The sequence below is a fragment of the Treponema sp. TIM-1 genome, from assembly GCF_046533115.1.
GTDB lineage: Bacteria > Spirochaetota > Spirochaetia > Treponematales > Breznakiellaceae > JAIRMO01.
In genome coordinates, this window is record NZ_JAJQRC010000002.1 from 133,366 (window position 1) to 149,799 (window position 16,434).

The following is a 16,434-nucleotide window of genomic DNA, read 5'->3' on the forward strand; positions in this document are numbered from 1 at the left end:
GTCTCATCGTTGACAAGATATGGATGAGAGTCCTATAATGCCGCCATGTTCGAAAAAAACGTTCCTGAGGAAACAAATGGGGAAGATCAGGTTCGTCTTGTCCCCATTTTAGGCGTGAGGCCGGGGATCTATTTGACCATCCTCTATGCTCTCATCATTTTATTGGTCCTCTTTTTTGTTTTGATATACCCAGGGCTTATCAAACCCGGCAGCCTGGGGATCCTCAATTCCGAACCATTGGGGGCGGCGGTCCGGGTAGACGGGGTAACCCTGGGGGTCACCCCCTGTGAGATCTTTATACCCCGGGGAAGGCGGGTGATTGAATTGGTCCTTCCCGGATTCCAATCCCACCGGATAGAACAGGAGATCCCCGGCAGGATCTTCGCTTCGGCTCTTTTTCCCCATAAAGAATTTATCACCGGAAAACTTCAAAGCGATAATCCCGGAGCGGTCCTGACCCTGGGGGCTGCGGATTACGCCGAATGGTCCTTTGCGGGGGAACCTACCACGGCGTTTCAGATCCCTTTGAGCCTCTCCGAGGGGGCATACCGGGCGGGACCCGCCGGAACAGATCTCCGGATCTATAAAAAATTCAACGAAATTCTCCAGGCCTCCCTCCGGTTTACCTCCACCCGGGCGGCCCTTCGGGATCTCCTGCGGGCTAAATTTCTCATAGACAACGGAGGTTTATCCCCTTCACCGGTAACCATACTCCGTTCCGCAGAAGAGATCCTGACCTATCTGGCTGAAACCCCGGGCGCCGCGGCATGGTTGGGAGCGATACTCCCCCCAGAGGAAGCGGATGTCCTGGTTGATTCCCCCTGGTACCAGAAGGACCAGGAAGGGGCCGTTGCCTTAGGACTATCCTCCTCTCTAGGGACGGTCTCCGGGGAAACCCTGGAAATAGGCACCCTGAGTTTCAAGGAGCTGCCCGGCGGAACCCTGGTACAGGGAACCCCTTTCCCCCATGCTACGACCGTCGGAAGCTTCTGGATTGCCGCCACCGAGGTAAGTACCGAAGCTTGGGATGGCTTTCTGGCGGACGAGCCGGAGTGGCGGGCGGAGAATACCCAGGTCTTGATAGAACGGGGCTTGGTAAATTCGGATTATCTCCTCCCTGCGGATAACCCCTCCTATCCTTACCCCACGGTTCCCGGCGTTTCCTGGTACGCGGCCCGGGCCTACTGTTTATGGCTCTCCCGATTTCTCCCCCCTGCCCTGGCCTCCTATGAGGTACGACTCCCCACGGAAGCGGAGTGGGAATATGCGGCAAAGCTTGGTCAAAGGGGGGAGCTTCCCCTGGATATGCTCGGCGGCCTGTGGGAATGGTGCGGGGATCCCTTTGCTCCCTTAAGCTTCTTCCCGGCGGCGAGGGAAATAATCCGGGATATAAGTTCCCCGGAAAGGCCGGTGAAGGGCGGCTCCTGGGTAAGTTCCCCCGTTACCATTGATGTCGAAACCAGGGCTTCCCTTCCCCCCTCATCCTGTTCGCCCTTTGTTTCATTCAGACCGGTTATTGCCCTCCGGGAGACGCCATGAGCGGGGGGATCAAAATCATCGCCCTCAATCGCAAGGCCCGGTACGATTACACGGTGGATGATCAATATGAATGTGGGATAGAGCTTTTGGGAACCGAGATTAAGTCCCTCCGGGACGGGAAAATATCCTTCCCCGATGCCTGGGCCGAAGTAATTGGGGGGGAAATCTGGCTCCGTTCCTTTAGGATAGCTGAAAACCCCTTTTCTTCCATTTTTAACCACGATCCGGACCGGAAAAAACGGCTGCTCCTCCACAAAGAAGAAATAAAGCGGATAAGCCGCAAGGTCGAGGAAAAGGGCTATACCTTGATTCCCCTTTCGTTTTATTTTAAAAAGAGCCGGGTTAAGGTAGAATTGGGCCTTTGTAAGGGGAAAAAGGCCTATGATAAACGGGCGGATATCCGGGAACGGGATATAAAACGGGAAGTGTCCCGGGAATTTCGGGAACGGCTGCATTAATCCCTCTCTCCGCTCATTTTGGCGGAACCAGGGGTTAAAGGTTCCCCAAGGGAAATAAATCGTTTTTTTTAAAAAATTTCGTGTTTTTTTTAGATTTTTGTGATATAATTATAATATATGAGAAGGAAAAATTTCTATATTTGGCTATTTTTTATAATTTTTCCTCCCCTGCTTTATTCCCAGAATGTTAAACCCCTGGTAGCAATCATGCCCTTTACCGTACAGGGTATACCAATAGATGAAGCGGGGCTCATTGAATCCTTAATTAAATCCTATATGGGGGATCTGGGAACCGATGTGGTCTTCCTCGATTCTGCCATAAGCATGGATACTACCTACAGTTCGGGACTTTTCCGGTCTCCGGAGTATATCCTTTCGGGGAGTATCCTCCGAGAAGGGGAAAACCGTATCCTCATGCTGGAATTCTATAAACAAAGTACCGGTGACCGGGTTTTATATACCTCCGTTCATAAGACCTTAAGTGATCTTGCCTTAAAAACCCGTTCCCTGGTGGTATCGGCCTTTGATATCAGGTCCGAACCGGAAAGAATCGAAACAGAACCTCCGGAACAACTGACGGTAAACAAACTCGCCGGCACCTGGCGGGGAGACGCGGCGATACAGTTGGTCCGGCTCAGACGAAATATGGGCGGGACGGCGATCTTTACTTCCGGTGTCCAGATGAACCTTACCTATCTTATCGAAAACAATATCCTTAAAGTGTTTCAAGATTCTCCGAACACTGAACGGTTTTATCATCCCCTGCCCTATCAGGTGGCAAAACGATTGAGGGCCGAAGCGGAACCGATGCGGTGGGAATTCCAGCTTTATGAAAAGGGCGGTCTCCTTCGGGGAAAAAGGATTGAAACCAGGGTACGATATGAAGGCGAGGAAATTTTGGAATTGATCCCCGGTGTGGAACGGCCGGTGGAATGGATTAAATACGGCCGTTAAGATCGGCGGCGCAGAAAATCAAAGATCCCTAAAAGGGCAATTACCCCCATCCCGGTATAAAAGGCGATAAAACGGAAGATACGGTTGGGAATATGTTCCGGCAAGATGATGGAGGTAACTTCTCCTGCGGCGGCGGGCTGTTTGACCTTTTCCGCTAAACCTACAATGCGGATGAAGGTTTCATCATCCCGGCCGAATCCCAGATCCCGGGCATATACCGCGATGGTATCCGAATCGTACAAGAGGGCATCCCGCAGGCCTTCCAACTCTTTGTTTTTTTCGTTGAGGGCTTCTATATTTAATTGCTGCTTATCCCGTTCCCGGCTGAGATTCCGGTATGCTGAAAACCCGATATCTCCGGTGAAAATTGAAGTTAGGGTATAAAGGGTTATGGTAACCCAAAGGGCGATGAGATATTTTAGGGATCGCATTACTTTGATTTACGGCTACTTTCTTGTTATTCTTAAAGAATATTCATTGACAATAGGAAAAACTCTAGGCTAACATTAAGATAATATACTTACGGGAACCGATTCCAAAATTCGGTTCTTTTGTGTAGTATAGGAGTATTCCCAAGCCTTGTTTTGGGGATTGGCGCTATTGAAACCCTTTCAAGGCTAGTTTTCTAAAAAAACTACTTGACAGGGTAAAAAATGCCGATATACAGGATATAAATCTGAGCTTGTTCCAAAACTCCTTTGGTTTTGAAACAGCCTCGGATATATGTACCAATTTAGGGAGCAGGTCATGGCAAGTGAAAAAAAACCCTCGATATATTCCGATCGTGGTTCTATCGGTTCTTCCGATGAACTTGATGAGTATGGGGTATGGGTAAAAAGTGAACCCCAGGACCTTTCTTCCGAAAATAGTGGAATTCAAAGCATCGAGGAAATCGTACCTGATGTAGAAGATCTGCCGGATTTTGGAGAAGAAGTTTTTACGGAACAGGAAAAATCTTCGGATGGGGAGGCCAAAACGGAAACCGACGAGGGGGATCTTTTTCTTCCCGACATAGAGGATCTGCCGGATTTTGATTTTTCCCTTGAAGAAAATGCCCTTTCCACCGAGGGAACAGATGATACCATGGATTTGGGTCCGGACCACGATGACGAAATCACGGATGATTTTTTTGATATTTCCGGTACTGATCCGGGGGAAACAACGGAAAAGACCGATCAAGACCTCGTAAATTTTGATGATCTACTCTCTTCCAAAGAGCCATCTGAAACGGCCTCGAAAGGGGAGGATACCTTAACCGAAATATCCATGGAGGATTTTCTTGGAGAGGTACCTAAGGATTCGGATGCCGCCTTAACCGATCCCGTGGCAGAGAAGACGCCTACGGAAACGGAACATACGGAACTCCAGCCCCCTGTGACCAAAGCCCCGGAAGATAAAAAATCAGGTGAATTAGATTTATCCACCCAACTCCTGATGAAGATCGCCGATGAACTCTCCTCGATAAAGATGGAAATATCCAGCCTTAAGCGGGAGCTTTCGGGGATCCGGGGTACTACCCTGGGGAATGAACCGGATCGCGATGGTGGTTTTTTGGATGAAAAAGAGGAGGATGAAAAGCTCTCCCTTACCGGGGCTGAACTTGATAATATCCTTAGTACCGCAAGCTTTACCGAAGAAGTCGGAGCCGATGCCGCCAAAAGTACGGTGGAGGATCTTATCCCGGAGGATAAAAGTAAAGCGGAGCGGGAAGATGTCTCGGAATCTACCGAACAGATTCGGGAGTTACCGGATTTTATTGCCGAAGAATCTCCAACTGAAGAGGCCGAAACTGAGGAGACCGTAGGCCAAGCGGCCGGTATTGATATGGAAGAAGCCTTTCCCGATGAACTATCCTTTGAAGACACCGGGGATTTTTTCGTTTCCGAGGAAGTGGACCTTTCCGCATCGGAAGATCTTTTTGAAGAGGACCTTTTACCGGAAGCATCCATCACGGTTCAGGACGAGTCTTCCGGAGAGGGCATGGAAACGGGATTGTCCGATGTTTCTCTGGAGGATGATTCCTTATCCCTGGAGTTTGAATCTGAGGCAGAGGATATCTCGCCCCTTCAGGAAGGACCCCTTGAGAATTTGGATTTTGAAGGTTCGGTGGAATCGGACATAAGTCCTTCGATTCCCGAAGAAGATACGGACATACCGGTTATTTCGGAGGAACCGGGGGATGATTTTAGTGAGTCCATAGATATAGATATTTCCGACGAGCCCATCTCCCCCCCCCTGGGTTTTGAGTATACCCCGGAAGAAGTTATTCCAGAGGAAATCCCCCCGATAGAGGCTTCCTCAGAATTACAGCTGCTTCAGGAAGAGGGAGTCGAGCCCATGACTGCGGCACCGGATGATACCGGGTATCTTGATGAAGAGGTTCCGGCGGAAGACGGTTTTGAAGAAGAAGCCCTTGACTTATCCAACGCCGTTATTGACGAACCGGATCTCTCCGGGGATGTGGTGGAAAATCCCATTCAGGAGCCGTCCTTGGAATCAATCTCCCTTGACCTTGATCTGGAAGAATCCCTGGAACTTCCCGAAGAAGATACGGAGGAGGTTTTGGAGTTTTCCGAGGAGGTTCCAGAAGAAATATCCATTGATCTACCCGAGGCAGATTTCGATTCCAATGAATTACCTCAGGATCTCCTATCCGATGTGGAAGAAGTGCAGGAAACGGATGAAGACAGCTTCCCCGTAGAAGAAGAAAATTTCGCCCAGGTTGTCCCCGAAGATTTTGTGGTGGAGTCCGATGATTCCCAGGTTTCTTTTGACCATGCCATCGATGAAACCATCCAGGAAGAACCTGCTATCCAGTATACTGATGATGAGGAAGTTACCGGAGAGGTATCTGAAGAGCCGAATGTTCCGGATAATCTTAAACAGGAGTTGAAGGTGGTCCTTTCTTATATGGATCAGCTTTTGGAATCCCTGCCGGAAGAAAAAATTGAGGAATTTGCCCAATCGGAATATTACGATACCTATAAAAAACTTTTTGAGGAATTAGGTTTGGTCTAAAATGGGGCTTTTAAGTAAAGCCACTTCCCGGATTATCCGGCAAATAATAGAAGAAGAATTTATTCAATACCATACGGCTCATGGGGTCTTAAGTGGAATAATCTTTGAAACACCGGAAAATATGGAGTACCGGGGCTTTAACGATGAGCTTTCCGCCATAACCGCTTCCTTCGCCCTGACTCTGCCGCTTCCCCCGTTCCGTTGTCTTATTTTGTTCCCCTCCTCTATTGATAAAGAATTGGTTGCCCATAGAATTTCAGGAACCCTCAAAACAGAAGTTTGTTTTCTCTTTGAGTCGGAAAATCCCGAAGGGGCTTTTGAGAGCCTAAGGCCCTATCTGTAACCATGCGGGAACGGCTGGTCCCTACCGGAAGTGGGGCACCCACAGTATACGCCGGAAAACAGGCGTTACATTCCCGGTATAACCCTCGGTTGGAGGCGGAAAAATACATTAACGCCCTTAAATTTCGGGAAAATATCCGGTTTTTTATTCTTATCGAACCGGGAATTGGGTATATGGTTCCGATATTACGGAAAAATAACCCCCTGGCGAAAATTATTGTGTTACATATTTCGGATTTTTTTTTATACCCGGAAAATGGCGGCGAAACCCCGGAAGTGGATGCGGTGTGGGGTCCCGGAAGGGGGCTTCCGGTCCAACGATTTTTGGAAGAAGAGATCCCTGATATCGAAGCCCGGTTTATTGGACTTATCGAATGGCGGCCTTCCCTAAGCGCTTATGGCGAGGAATATCTCAGGCTTCTTTCCGAGGCCGCCGACTTTATCAAACGGATTGACGCCAATGTGAGAACCGTTACGGGCTTTGGTCAAAGATGGTTTAAAAATGTCTTTAAAAACCTCAAGCTGTTCCAACAAGTCCTGGAACCGGTCCCGTTATCTATCCCGGTGGTCATCACCGGGGCAGGGCCGAGTCTGGAGGAAACCATCCCCCTGATACAGAAATGGAAACAAAGGGAAGCCCTGGGGATCCTGGCCGCCGCTTCATCGGCGGAAGCCCTGGCCGCCGGGGGGATCCTGCCCGATCTCATCATAAGTACCGACGGCGGCGGATGGGCGGCGGCTCATCTCCGGGGGGCTCTAAGAAAAAAGCCACCGGCTCTGACCGTCACCTTGAATGCATCCCTCCCTTCCCAATGCGGAGAACTACCCATCTTGGTAGTAAGCGACGGCAGTGTCTGGCAAAATCTGCTCCTAAAAAGCATGGCCATCCCCTTTATAGCGCTGCCTTCCCGGGGGACGGTGACCGCCGCTGCCCTGGAACTTGCCCTGGAACTTACCCATGGAGAGATTTTTATTACCGGCACGGATCTGTCCCACCGGGATCTCTGTACCCATGCCCGGCCCTATAGCTTCAACCGTCTCCTTGAGCTGGGCGCTTCCCGGTTTCATCCCCTTTATTCGGAAACCTTTGTCCGGGCCGGGGCCATCGCCGATTCGGGAAACCATGGAATCTATGCAGCCTGGTTCGGCCGACAACTGGAAACGTATCCCAAACGTCTCCATACCCTGGGAAAAAATAACCCGGTTTTTAATTCCCTGATAGATGTGGTAAAACCGGGCCTTTCCGGTTCCGGGGAAAAGGTAACGATGGCAAAGGAAAGGATCCCTTCCGGCGGGGGAATATTAAACTTCTCGGCACGAATAAGGCCTTCCTTTCCCGCAGAACATGCCCTGGAAGCCCTGTTACAGGCCCTTTCGGATCCCGGTTTTGCCCCAATCATTACCGGGGAGTTATCCCCGCTCCTTCTTTCCGGGGAAAAAGAACCTTCACCCCGGGCCTTAGAAAAAGTTATCCGTTCCCTGGTGGGACCTTATTTTTCAGGAAGGCGCCGGAATGGATAGACGATATTTTTTTGAACGGAATCTTCTGGCCCTTTCGGTTTCGGATCCGGAACTTTGTTCCCGGCTTACTATGGCGGAAACAACCCGGGGACGGTATAAATTCCTCACCGCCCGTTCCGGGGCTCAGGTTCCCGCCCTGATAGATGCCGCCGGAGCGGCCCATCCCCTTCATTCCCTGGTGGATCCCCAAAAAGAAGGGAGACGGCTGGTTTCTACGACAGCCGATGAGGGGTTCCTGGTTTTTTTCGGCCTTGGCGGCGGATATCATATCGAGGCAGCCTTAGAACGGAAGGATATATACCGGGTTTTGGTGGTGGAGTATGATTTAAACGGACTTGCGGAATTGTTAAGTTCCCAAGAATACATCCATATCTTTAACGATTCCCGGTTTCGCCTATTGGCGGATGTTTCCCCGGCGGCTCTGGAAACGTATATTCCCCAGATTTATCAGCCGGTTTTATATGGAGGTATCCGGGTTCTTCCCCTGCGGACCAGGACCGGCTTTGATCAGGCCCGGTTTAACGAAGCCGCCGATGCCTTTACCCGGGCCATTGAACGGGTTAAAGGGGATTATTCGGTTCAGGCCTATTTTGGAAAACGATGGTTTTCAAATATTATCCGAAACCTCTTCTGGGCGGAACAGGAAGCGCCCCCAATTCCGCCGATCCGTTATGCCGCAATCAGCGCTGCTGGTCCTTCCCTGGATGCGCAGCTTCCGGAACTTATCCGACGGCGGGACTCCTGTTACCTAATAGCCACCGATACCTCCCTGCCAAGCCTCCTTTCCGCGGGGGTGGAACCGGATGCGGTCATTTCGATTGATTGTCAGCATATCAGCTATTACCACTTTATGGGAGGGCTTCCCGGTCATATCCCCCTGTTCCTGGATTTGGCGAGTCCTCCGGCGGTGGCAGCCTGTTCAAAAAACCTCCATTTTTTTTCAAGCGGACATCCCCTGACCCGATATATATCCCGGTTTTGGCGTTCTTTACCCCCGGTGGATACCTCCGGGGGTAATGTTACCTATGCGGCGCTGTCCCTGGCGGATATCCTAGGAGCGCAGCAAATAGAACTCTACGGGGCTGATTTTTCCTATCCCCGGGGTATTACCTATGCCCGGGGGACCTATATTTACCCCTATTTCGATAAAAGACAGAACCGCTTCTCCCCGATGGAATCCCTTTTTTCAGATTTTCTCTACCGCAGTCCTTCCCTTACCCGGGTGGGGACCGGGGATTCCTGGTACTACGAGACAAAAATCATGTCCCGTTACCGGGAAGGGCTTGAGGAAAAGGCCCATACCCTGGGTACGGTCCGAGCCATCCCCGGTATGGGTCCTCCCCTGGCTCTGGAAAAAAAATCCAATATCCCCTCAGTTACGGGGCTTCTCCATTTTTTTTCCTCCGGTCCCTTGACCATGACTGCGAAGGATTTTCTCTTGGAATATCAAAAAAAGATAGGTTCCCTTCCGTCCTGCCGGCAGGGAATACCGCAACTTTTGGAAAAGCTCAAGGAAGATGAAAGGCTGATCCTGGCCACCCTGCTCCCCATTGGGGCGGCATTAAAGCACCGCCGGCCGGAACTGACCGGGGAAGCGGTTTTGGAGGAGGTCCAAGCCTTCTGTACGGCGGAGATAAGCCGGATCTTACCGAGTATGGCCGGGAAAAATCAGAACTACGACGATATGGATGTAGTGCCGACAGCGGATCGGTGACAGATGGTAATATCCGGTACCGTTCTGTTATATGGTCCCCTCACCGCAGATTCAGCCTATCCCCCACCCTTATACCGGTCCGTTCAAACCAGCCTTGGGGAACCTCCAGGGCATAACGGACCGAACGGCGGGAATGGACGGAGCTAAGATCCCGGGGTTGCATATCATAGATTTCCAGGATCCGGCCGTCATAACTTATAAAGGCAATGGAAAGAGGGATAAGGGTATCTTTCATCCAAAATGAGAGGATCTGGTCCCGCTCAAAAACAAACAACATCCCCTCCCCATCGGGAAGGGCGGTACGGTGCATAAGCCCTTGGGCCCGTTCCGCTTCGGTACGGGCGATCTCAACTTGAATCCGAATCCGATCCCCTCCGGCCTTTTCCAGGGTGAATTCGGCGGTTTCCAATTTCTTTTCCGAGGGAGTACAATGGATCTGCCCAACGGAAACCAGGAGAATCAAGACTAAAAATTCCGAGCCCTGTTTCAGAAGACGCGGCTTGGGGCCGTTAAAAGCCATTGAGGAATTCCTCCCGTAAAAAAACTTCCCCGGATTCCTTTACCGCCGATTCTCCCATAATTTCGGCAAATGCCGCTTTATCGATATATTTAACCGTCAAAGGCCGCTCAATGGCGATCCGCGTATCCTCGGATTCCCATACCGCCTGTCCTGGATTGAGAAAAAGGGGCTCCCCATATTTTTTAACAAAATCGATGAATACCGAATAATGATCAATGAGGGACGGGTCCAGGGAAAAGGCCATGATAAATAACGATCCCTCCCGCAACTGAAAAAAGGCCCGCCGGATAAAGGAAAAACCGGTGGTCTCCACCAGACTTTGTTCTCCCGTGGGGAGAAAGGACACATCCCGATCTCCCCGGAAGTGAAAAAGCCCATCCTGTTCCAGAATCTTTTTGAGATCCTCCAGACTCATCCCCAGGGAAATTTCCCGGAAAGTCCGGGGAAGGTTCCTCACTTCAGGAGTTTCGGCGGTAGGTATAACGCCGATCCCATCAGGGCTATCCTGAGAATAGACAGGGATGGCTAAGAGGAGCCAACCCAAAATTAAAAGATACGGCTGTTTCAAAAAGTCAAATTTAGAAACAGCAGCCTTAGATTTAAAACAACAAAGCCCTTTTATGAATATCATGCGATCCCTCAATTTAATATCGGTGAAAAGCGGCTCCCCTAAAACTGAAGTTTTGGGAAAGCCGCCTTAGCTTTAGGGTAAAAAAACGGTTCGGCAGCCATTTTTTTCAAAACCTTACCCAATTCTCTGTATTTTTTTGAAAAAATCGGTCTGCCGCAGGATTTCTAAAACACTCATCACCATTATTTTATTCTCGAAAACCTGAATTTTCCCGGTTTCCGTCATTTTCCGAAATACCGACATACCATCGTTTCTGGAAAGCCCCACCATATTAAAAAGTTCCTGGGGACCAAAATCAAAAACATAGGATTGCTCTAAACTGAGGGTAACCCGATTTTTTTCAAGTTGGATTAAAAGGGCATCATACATGCGGCCCAAGGGATTGACGATCTGGGTGTTCGCCAGCTGTTTATAAACAAACCAAAGCCGTTCCGATAATAGCGTGGTCAGCCGGGCGATAATCTGAGGCTGGGTTCCGACCATCCGAACAAAATTCGTCCGGTTTACTGCCAGAACCGAACAGTTTTCAAAGGCTATGGCGCTGGCCGACCGGGGTTTGGACTCCAATAAGGCCATCTCCCCCAAAATATCCCCGGCTTTAAGAACCGCCAGGAGTACCTCGTTATTATCCACGATTTTAGTGATCTTCACCGACCCTTTCTGGATTATATACAGCTCATCCCCCGGTTCACCTTCGGAAAAAAGCATGGAATCCTTGGGATACTCCCGGTTGAAATCATCAGGTTCATGAATCAATGTAATATTTTGGGCATAAAGGGCAATTTTCATCATCTCTTCCCGGGCTTGATTCACCATTTTTCCCCCGGGACAGTACTTTACATATTGATGATAGGCATAGTAGGCCTGATTAAACTGGCTTTGTTTGTGGTAATAGGTTCCCACATCAAAAAGATGGGAAGGATCATTTTCCGCCGTATTTTTCAAGGTCAACCGGGTCAGGGCTTCGTCCAGATACCGCATCCGCTTTGAAAATTGTAGGATGATCTTCATGGCCACCGGAGTATTGTTCTGGATAAGCTGACTGTACTGTTCCTTTTTGACCGAAATAAGCGTAACATCCGTTACGGCTTGGGCGGTTTCAATATGACTGTGGGAAGACATGGTAGAAATAACCGCAAAAAAATCTCCGGGCCCTAAAATATCACGCCCCTCTTCCGCCACCACTTCCACTTCTTTGGAAAGCCGAACTTTACCCCGGTGTATAATAAAAAACCTATCGGCATTTTGTTTACCCTCTAGGGTGATATAGGCATTTTTCGGAAAATTTACAAAACTTAACTCAAGCTTCCCGGACATGCCCCCCCCTATAATCGTTAAAAGTATAGGGAACCACTCCAGGTTTTGTCAATGCGATCGCCAAAAACCTCGGCGATCTGACAAAGTATCAAATCCGCGCAGTATACCTTTCCGGTATCCAGATGATACAAATTGCTGAGCTTATATATACCGTATCCTATCTGTGCATCAGAAAAGCCCATTTCGGAGATGATGCGGGGCTTATAGGAGCGGCGCTTCTCATATCGAAACGAGGTGACCCTTAGGATAAAACGTCCCTCGTGGGTATACCCTCGTAGCCATCCCAATCCCCCACAAAGAGGATCTCCGGCTCCAAGCGGATACCCAATGCGGTGTAGACCCTGTCCCCGACGGTTTCAACCAGACCGCGGATATCGGCGGCCGTGGCGTTTCCGGTATTGATGATGATATTACCATGGTAGTCCGCCACTGTCGCTCCTCCCTGCCGCAGCCCCCGGAGTCCCAGTTCATCGATGATCTTCCCCGTAGGTTTCCCGAATTCCCGATTGTTTTTAAAGACTGACCCCGCCGAAGGGTAACGGTAATGTCCCTTCCGCTCCCGATCCTGACGGTGTTTTTCCATTTCCCCCCGGATGTCCTCCCTATCCCGGGGAGCCAGGCGAAACTGGGCGGAAAGGATAAGCCCCGGCATATCCTGAAAAGGACTCTTTTTATAGGCAAAATCCTCTGCCCGAAAGGGGATCTCCCGCAGGATGTAGGCGGCATCCAAAAATTCGGTTTGCACCAGGATGTCGGAAACGGACCGTTCGTAACACCGGGCATTCATCCATACCGCCCCCCCCACGGAACCGGGCATCCCCGCGAGAAACTCAAGTCCCCCAAGGCCCAGCCCGGCAGCGGCCTCCGCAGCGGCGTCCACCGTGGTTCCCGAACGGATTCCCATACAGATCCAATCTCCGTCCTGCCTTTTCCCCTTCCCCGGAGGAAGGACCGACCATCCCATCCATCCCGAAGTATCCAATACAATACCCCGGATACCCCGGTCAGCAACCACGATATTGGCCCCTCCCCCTAGAATAAAAACCGGGATCCCGTAAGACCGGGCCTCTTTTAAAAGGACCGCCGTATACCGGGGGAAGAAGTCCTCCCCGGGTTTTACCCACAGATCCGCCGGTCCCCCGACATTGAAGGTAGTATGGGCAGCCATGGGTTCGTTAAACCGCAGTTCCCCGGAAAAGTTTGTCTCCATATTGATTTTTTCTATCATTTCCCGTAGGGTATTCATAATCAAAAACATGGTATCAGTTTTTTTCCGGAGGTTCCATGGCGCTTACCCTATACAATACCCTGGGGAGGGAATTTCAAGCCGTTAATTCCCTGGTTCCCGGCCAGATTGGATTTTACGGTTGTGGTCCCACGGTATATAATTACGCCCATATCGGAAATCTCCGGGCCTATGTCCTCCACGATATTCTGGTAAAAACCCTTACCCGGCGGGGATACCGGGTGACCCATGTGATGAATATTACCGATGTAGGGCACCTTTCCGGGGATAATGACAGCGGTGATGATAAAATGGTAAAAAGCGCCGAGGAACGGGGAAAGGGGGTCCTGGAAATCGCCGAATTTTATACCCAGGCTTTTTTTAATGATACCGAACGTCTTAATATTCAACGCCCTACGGTGGTTTGTAAAGCCACGGATCATATCGCAGATATGATAGGGTTGATAAAAAGAATCGAAGATCGGGGGTTCACCTATTTTGCCGGAGGGAACCTCTATTTTGATATAAGCCGTTTCCCCTCTTACGGAGACTTAGCCCTGCTCAGGATGGATGAGCTCAGGACCGGCGCCCGAACCGGACCGGATGAAAACAAGCGAAACCCCCAGGATTTTGTCCTCTGGTTTACCAAAAGTAAATTTGAAAACCAGGCCCTGGTTTGGGACAGCCCCTGGGGACGGGGTTACCCGGGATGGCATATTGAATGTTCCGCCATGAGCATTAAATATCTGGGGGAGCAGTTTGATATTCACGCCGGAGGGATCGATCATATCCCCATCCACCATACCAATGAAATAGCCCAAAGCGAAGCGGCCACGGGAAAACATCCCTGGGTGCGCTATTGGATCCACAACGAATTCCTGGTGATGGATAAGGGAAAAATGTCCAAATCCGCAGGGGGCTTTCTTACCCTTCAATCTTTGGTTGATTCCGGGTACGATCCCCTGGATTATCGGTATTTTCTCCTGGGGGGGCATTATCGGAGCCAGCTGCAATTTTCCTTTGAAGCCCTCAACGGCGCCCGGAATGCCCGAAAATCCCTCCTTGATCGGGTGAAGGCCCTGGCGGAAAAAACAGGGCTTATCCCGGTTTTGGCGGAAACGGATGGTGGGTATGGTAAAGCCGACGCATATCTGGAAGCCTTTGATGCGGCCCTGGATGAGGATCTCTCCACCCCCAAGGCGCTGGCCAGTTTATGGACCCTCCTCCGGGATACGGAAGTTTCCCCCCAGGAAGCTTTGTCGGCGGCCTTTACCATGGACCGGGTCCTGGGCCTCGGTCTGGCAAAGGAGGCAGAGGGGGTGTGGAACCGGGTGGAAAATCAGGATTTTGTCCGGGAAATTGCGGCCTTGATAGAAGAGCGGCAGGCGGCAAAGAAATATAAAGATTTTGTTAAGGCGGATGGAATTCGGGATGCCTTAAAAAAACGGGGAATAATATTGGAAGACGGGCCCTCTGGAACCCTTTGGCGCCGTGAATGATCCCCGGCCGGAAGACGGGTTTTGGGGTATAAGCCCCCGCCGAATAAATAGCTGTAAGGCTGTAACGATTGAGGTAAAAACTTGTTTCAGGATATAGATAGGAAAGTATCGATGGCGGAATTCCGCAGGATCTACGATTCCACATTTTCGATACTATTTCGAGTGGCATATCGTATTGTGGCCGATGAGGAGGCCGCGGAAGATCTATGTCAGGAGGCTTTTTTTCGGTTATATGAAAAAAACATGGTTTTTCCAAATCCAGAGGAAGCAAAATATTGGCTCATTCGGGTAGTGAAAAATGCGGCGTTGAATTACGCAAAACGGAAAGAGCGGGAACGGAGGGCATATCAACGGGCTTTTCGGGAACTTACCCAAACCCAGGAAACCGGAGAAGGAATTTTACTCAGGCAGGAAACGCAAAGTGAAATTCAGAAGGCGCTGGAAAAACTTCCTGAGAATTTACGGATAGTATTAATATTAAAAGAGTATGGTGAATTGAATTATAAAGAAATCGGACGGGCTCTTGGTATAAGCGAAGGGAACGTTAAGGTCCGGATATTCAGAGCCCGAGAACGTTTAGCCGGAATCTTAACGAAGGATGGTTAGTATGTGTCCAAATCGTCAGATCCTTTCTGTGTATTACGACAAGGAACTCCCCTCTCCCTGGAGAGAAAAAATGGAAGCTCATCTTGCCCTATGCCCGGAATGTAGAAAAAGATTGGAACAATACCGGTCTTTTTTCTTTCCGTCCGCCGGTGGGGAAGCATCTGCCGTTAATTCCCGGACGGAAGAGGCAAAGACCAGAGTTTGGCAAAATTTAGCCGTCCCGGAAGAAAAACCGGTCGAAGTAAAATTCCGGCAAAACCTCTGGCGGCGTTCGATTGTCATTCCCCTGCCCCTGGCGGCGGCCATGGCGGCCCTGCTGGCGGTGGCCTTTACCTTGGTTTTGTTAAACCGTCCTACCCCGATGATGGTCCCCCAAGAAATAACCGCCGCCAATGGGATAGGTCTGGACCTGCAAGGGATAACCCCGGTTTCGGATATCCGGGGGGTGTTGCAATATCTCAGTGATGAGGATGATATTGTTATTCTCCGCCTTCCTGAAAGCAAAAGTTTTATGAGTTATGGTGAACCTCTATATATCAGGGCGGAGGACTATTCAAGGAGTACATTGCCCCGATGATCCTTAAACCTTTGGTGTTATGGGGAAGTATCTTCTTTATAAGCGCCAATACTTTGATATTTCCCCAGGACACGGTCCTTGAGGATATGTTACCCGGCCTGCGGGAACAGGCGGTTGTATTAGACATCGTCGCCCGGGTTGTGGAAGAAAACCAGCAGGAAGTGTGGAATGCGACGAATTCAAAGGTAACTATCCCCGGAAGACCCGTCGGCTTACGGCTGGTGGGGGAAAATATCGTGGTGGCGGTACAATTTACCCCTTATTTCAGAAATGACGGAAACAATGTGCTGGTGGCACAGGGGCAGATCTGGATTAATGTACCCAACGAAGGAATCCGGTATCAAACAACCATGCAGACCATACCCATGAAATTCGGGGAACAGATCTATTTTTTCCCCCTGGGTTCACGAAAATCTCTTAATGAAGCCCATATTGAAATACGGTTAGCGTTACATCCCTATGTTAAGGACCAAAAGAATAACCCGAATCGTAATGTCGACGAGTAATAATAAA

At 50.0% G+C, this 16,434-nt stretch carries 16 protein-coding genes; 11 read left to right on the forward strand and 5 right to left on the reverse strand.

All coding sequences use genetic code 11. The features are described from left to right. Window positions 1–45 precede the first annotated feature (45 nt). From LQZ21_RS02090 to LQZ21_RS02100, 3 genes are all read left to right on the forward strand, one after another. A complete protein-coding gene (locus LQZ21_RS02090; RefSeq protein ID WP_411042484.1) occupies window positions 46–1,539 on the forward strand; it encodes an SUMF1/EgtB/PvdO family nonheme iron enzyme in 1,494 nt (497 codons plus the stop codon). Beyond that, window positions 1,536–1,997 carry an SsrA-binding protein SmpB gene (gene smpB / locus LQZ21_RS02095; protein ID WP_411042485.1) on the forward strand — a complete coding sequence of 154 codons (462 nt, stop codon included), beginning with the start codon at window positions 1,536–1,538 and terminating at the stop codon, window positions 1,995–1,997. The genes LQZ21_RS02090 and smpB overlap by 4 nt, the downstream gene beginning before the upstream one ends. Window positions 1,998–2,114: 117 nt before the next feature. Further along, window positions 2,115–2,951: a TP0183 family DNA metabolism protein gene (locus tag LQZ21_RS02100; protein WP_411042486.1), complete on the forward strand. Its 837-nt coding sequence runs from the start codon at window positions 2,115–2,117 to the stop codon at window positions 2,949–2,951. On the opposite strand, the gene LQZ21_RS02105 is transcribed toward LQZ21_RS02100, so the two are convergent. Further along, entirely contained in the window at window positions 2,948–3,382 is a 435-nt protein-coding gene (locus LQZ21_RS02105) for a septum formation initiator family protein (RefSeq protein WP_411042487.1), read from the reverse strand. The genes LQZ21_RS02100 and LQZ21_RS02105 overlap by 4 nt on opposite strands. A 316-nt stretch (window positions 3,383–3,698) precedes the next feature. Between LQZ21_RS02105 and LQZ21_RS02110 the strand changes: the two genes are divergently transcribed. The 4 genes from LQZ21_RS02110 to LQZ21_RS02125 all read left to right on the forward strand — a co-directional run bounded on the left by LQZ21_RS02110 (window position 3,699) and on the right by LQZ21_RS02125 (window position 9,546). Next, complete coding sequence (locus LQZ21_RS02110; protein ID WP_411042488.1) at window positions 3,699–5,969, forward strand: hypothetical protein; 2,271 nt, start codon at window positions 3,699–3,701, stop codon at window positions 5,967–5,969. A 1-nt stretch (window position 5,970) separates the two neighbouring features. After that, window positions 5,971–6,312, forward strand: a complete 342-nt coding sequence (locus LQZ21_RS02115; RefSeq protein ID WP_411042489.1) for a hypothetical protein — start codon at window positions 5,971–5,973, stop codon at window positions 6,310–6,312. 89 nt (window positions 6,313–6,401) lie between these two features. Next, on the forward strand, window positions 6,402–7,832 hold the full coding sequence (locus tag LQZ21_RS02120; RefSeq protein WP_411042490.1) for a 6-hydroxymethylpterin diphosphokinase MptE-like protein: 1,431 nt from the start codon (window positions 6,402–6,404) through the stop codon (window positions 7,830–7,832). Further along, complete coding sequence (locus LQZ21_RS02125; RefSeq protein WP_411042491.1) at window positions 7,825–9,546, forward strand: motility associated factor glycosyltransferase family protein; 1,722 nt, start codon at window positions 7,825–7,827, stop codon at window positions 9,544–9,546. Before LQZ21_RS02120 ends, LQZ21_RS02125 begins: the two co-directional genes overlap by 8 nt. A gap of 40 nt (window positions 9,547–9,586) precedes the next feature. On the opposite strand, the gene LQZ21_RS02130 is transcribed toward LQZ21_RS02125, so the two are convergent. The 4 genes from LQZ21_RS02130 to murB form a co-directional block, all read right to left on the reverse strand. Continuing rightward, window positions 9,587–10,066 carry a DUF192 domain-containing protein gene (locus LQZ21_RS02130; RefSeq protein ID WP_411042492.1) on the reverse strand — a complete coding sequence of 160 codons (480 nt, stop codon included), beginning with the start codon at window positions 10,064–10,066 and terminating at the stop codon, window positions 9,587–9,589. Continuing rightward, the gene (locus tag LQZ21_RS02135; protein ID WP_411042493.1) at window positions 10,056–10,634 is read right to left on the reverse strand and encodes a hypothetical protein; all 579 of its coding nucleotides are present in this window, start codon (window positions 10,632–10,634) and stop codon (window positions 10,056–10,058) included. Before LQZ21_RS02135 ends, LQZ21_RS02130 begins: the two co-directional genes overlap by 11 nt. 177 nt (window positions 10,635–10,811) lie before the next feature. Continuing rightward, window positions 10,812–12,014 (reverse strand): Crp/Fnr family transcriptional regulator, encoded by a 1,203-nt coding sequence (locus tag LQZ21_RS02140; protein WP_411042494.1) that lies wholly within the window; start codon window positions 12,012–12,014, stop codon window positions 10,812–10,814. A 241-nt stretch (window positions 12,015–12,255) separates the two neighbouring features. Continuing rightward, window positions 12,256–13,260: a UDP-N-acetylmuramate dehydrogenase gene (gene murB / locus LQZ21_RS02145; protein WP_411042495.1), complete on the reverse strand. Its 1,005-nt coding sequence runs from the start codon at window positions 13,258–13,260 to the stop codon at window positions 12,256–12,258. A gap of 38 nt (window positions 13,261–13,298) precedes the next feature. Between murB and cysS the strand changes: the two genes are divergently transcribed. The 4 genes from cysS (at window position 13,299) to LQZ21_RS02165 (ending at window position 16,427) form a co-directional block, all read left to right on the forward strand. Continuing rightward, window positions 13,299–14,738 carry a cysteine--tRNA ligase gene (cysS, locus tag LQZ21_RS02150; RefSeq protein WP_411042496.1) on the forward strand — a complete coding sequence of 480 codons (1,440 nt, stop codon included), beginning with the start codon at window positions 13,299–13,301 and terminating at the stop codon, window positions 14,736–14,738. A 111-nt stretch (window positions 14,739–14,849) separates the two neighbouring features. Beyond that, window positions 14,850–15,344, forward strand: a complete 495-nt coding sequence (locus tag LQZ21_RS02155; RefSeq protein ID WP_411042497.1) for an RNA polymerase sigma factor — start codon at window positions 14,850–14,852, stop codon at window positions 15,342–15,344. Window position 15,345: 1 nt separating this feature from the next. Further along, window positions 15,346–15,921: an anti-sigma factor family protein gene (locus LQZ21_RS02160; RefSeq protein ID WP_411042498.1), complete on the forward strand. Its 576-nt coding sequence runs from the start codon at window positions 15,346–15,348 to the stop codon at window positions 15,919–15,921. Beyond that, window positions 15,918–16,427, forward strand: coding sequence for a hypothetical protein (locus LQZ21_RS02165; RefSeq protein WP_411042499.1), 510 nt, complete (start codon window positions 15,918–15,920; stop codon window positions 16,425–16,427). Before LQZ21_RS02160 ends, LQZ21_RS02165 begins: the two co-directional genes overlap by 4 nt. Window positions 16,428–16,434: the final 7 nt, after the last annotated feature.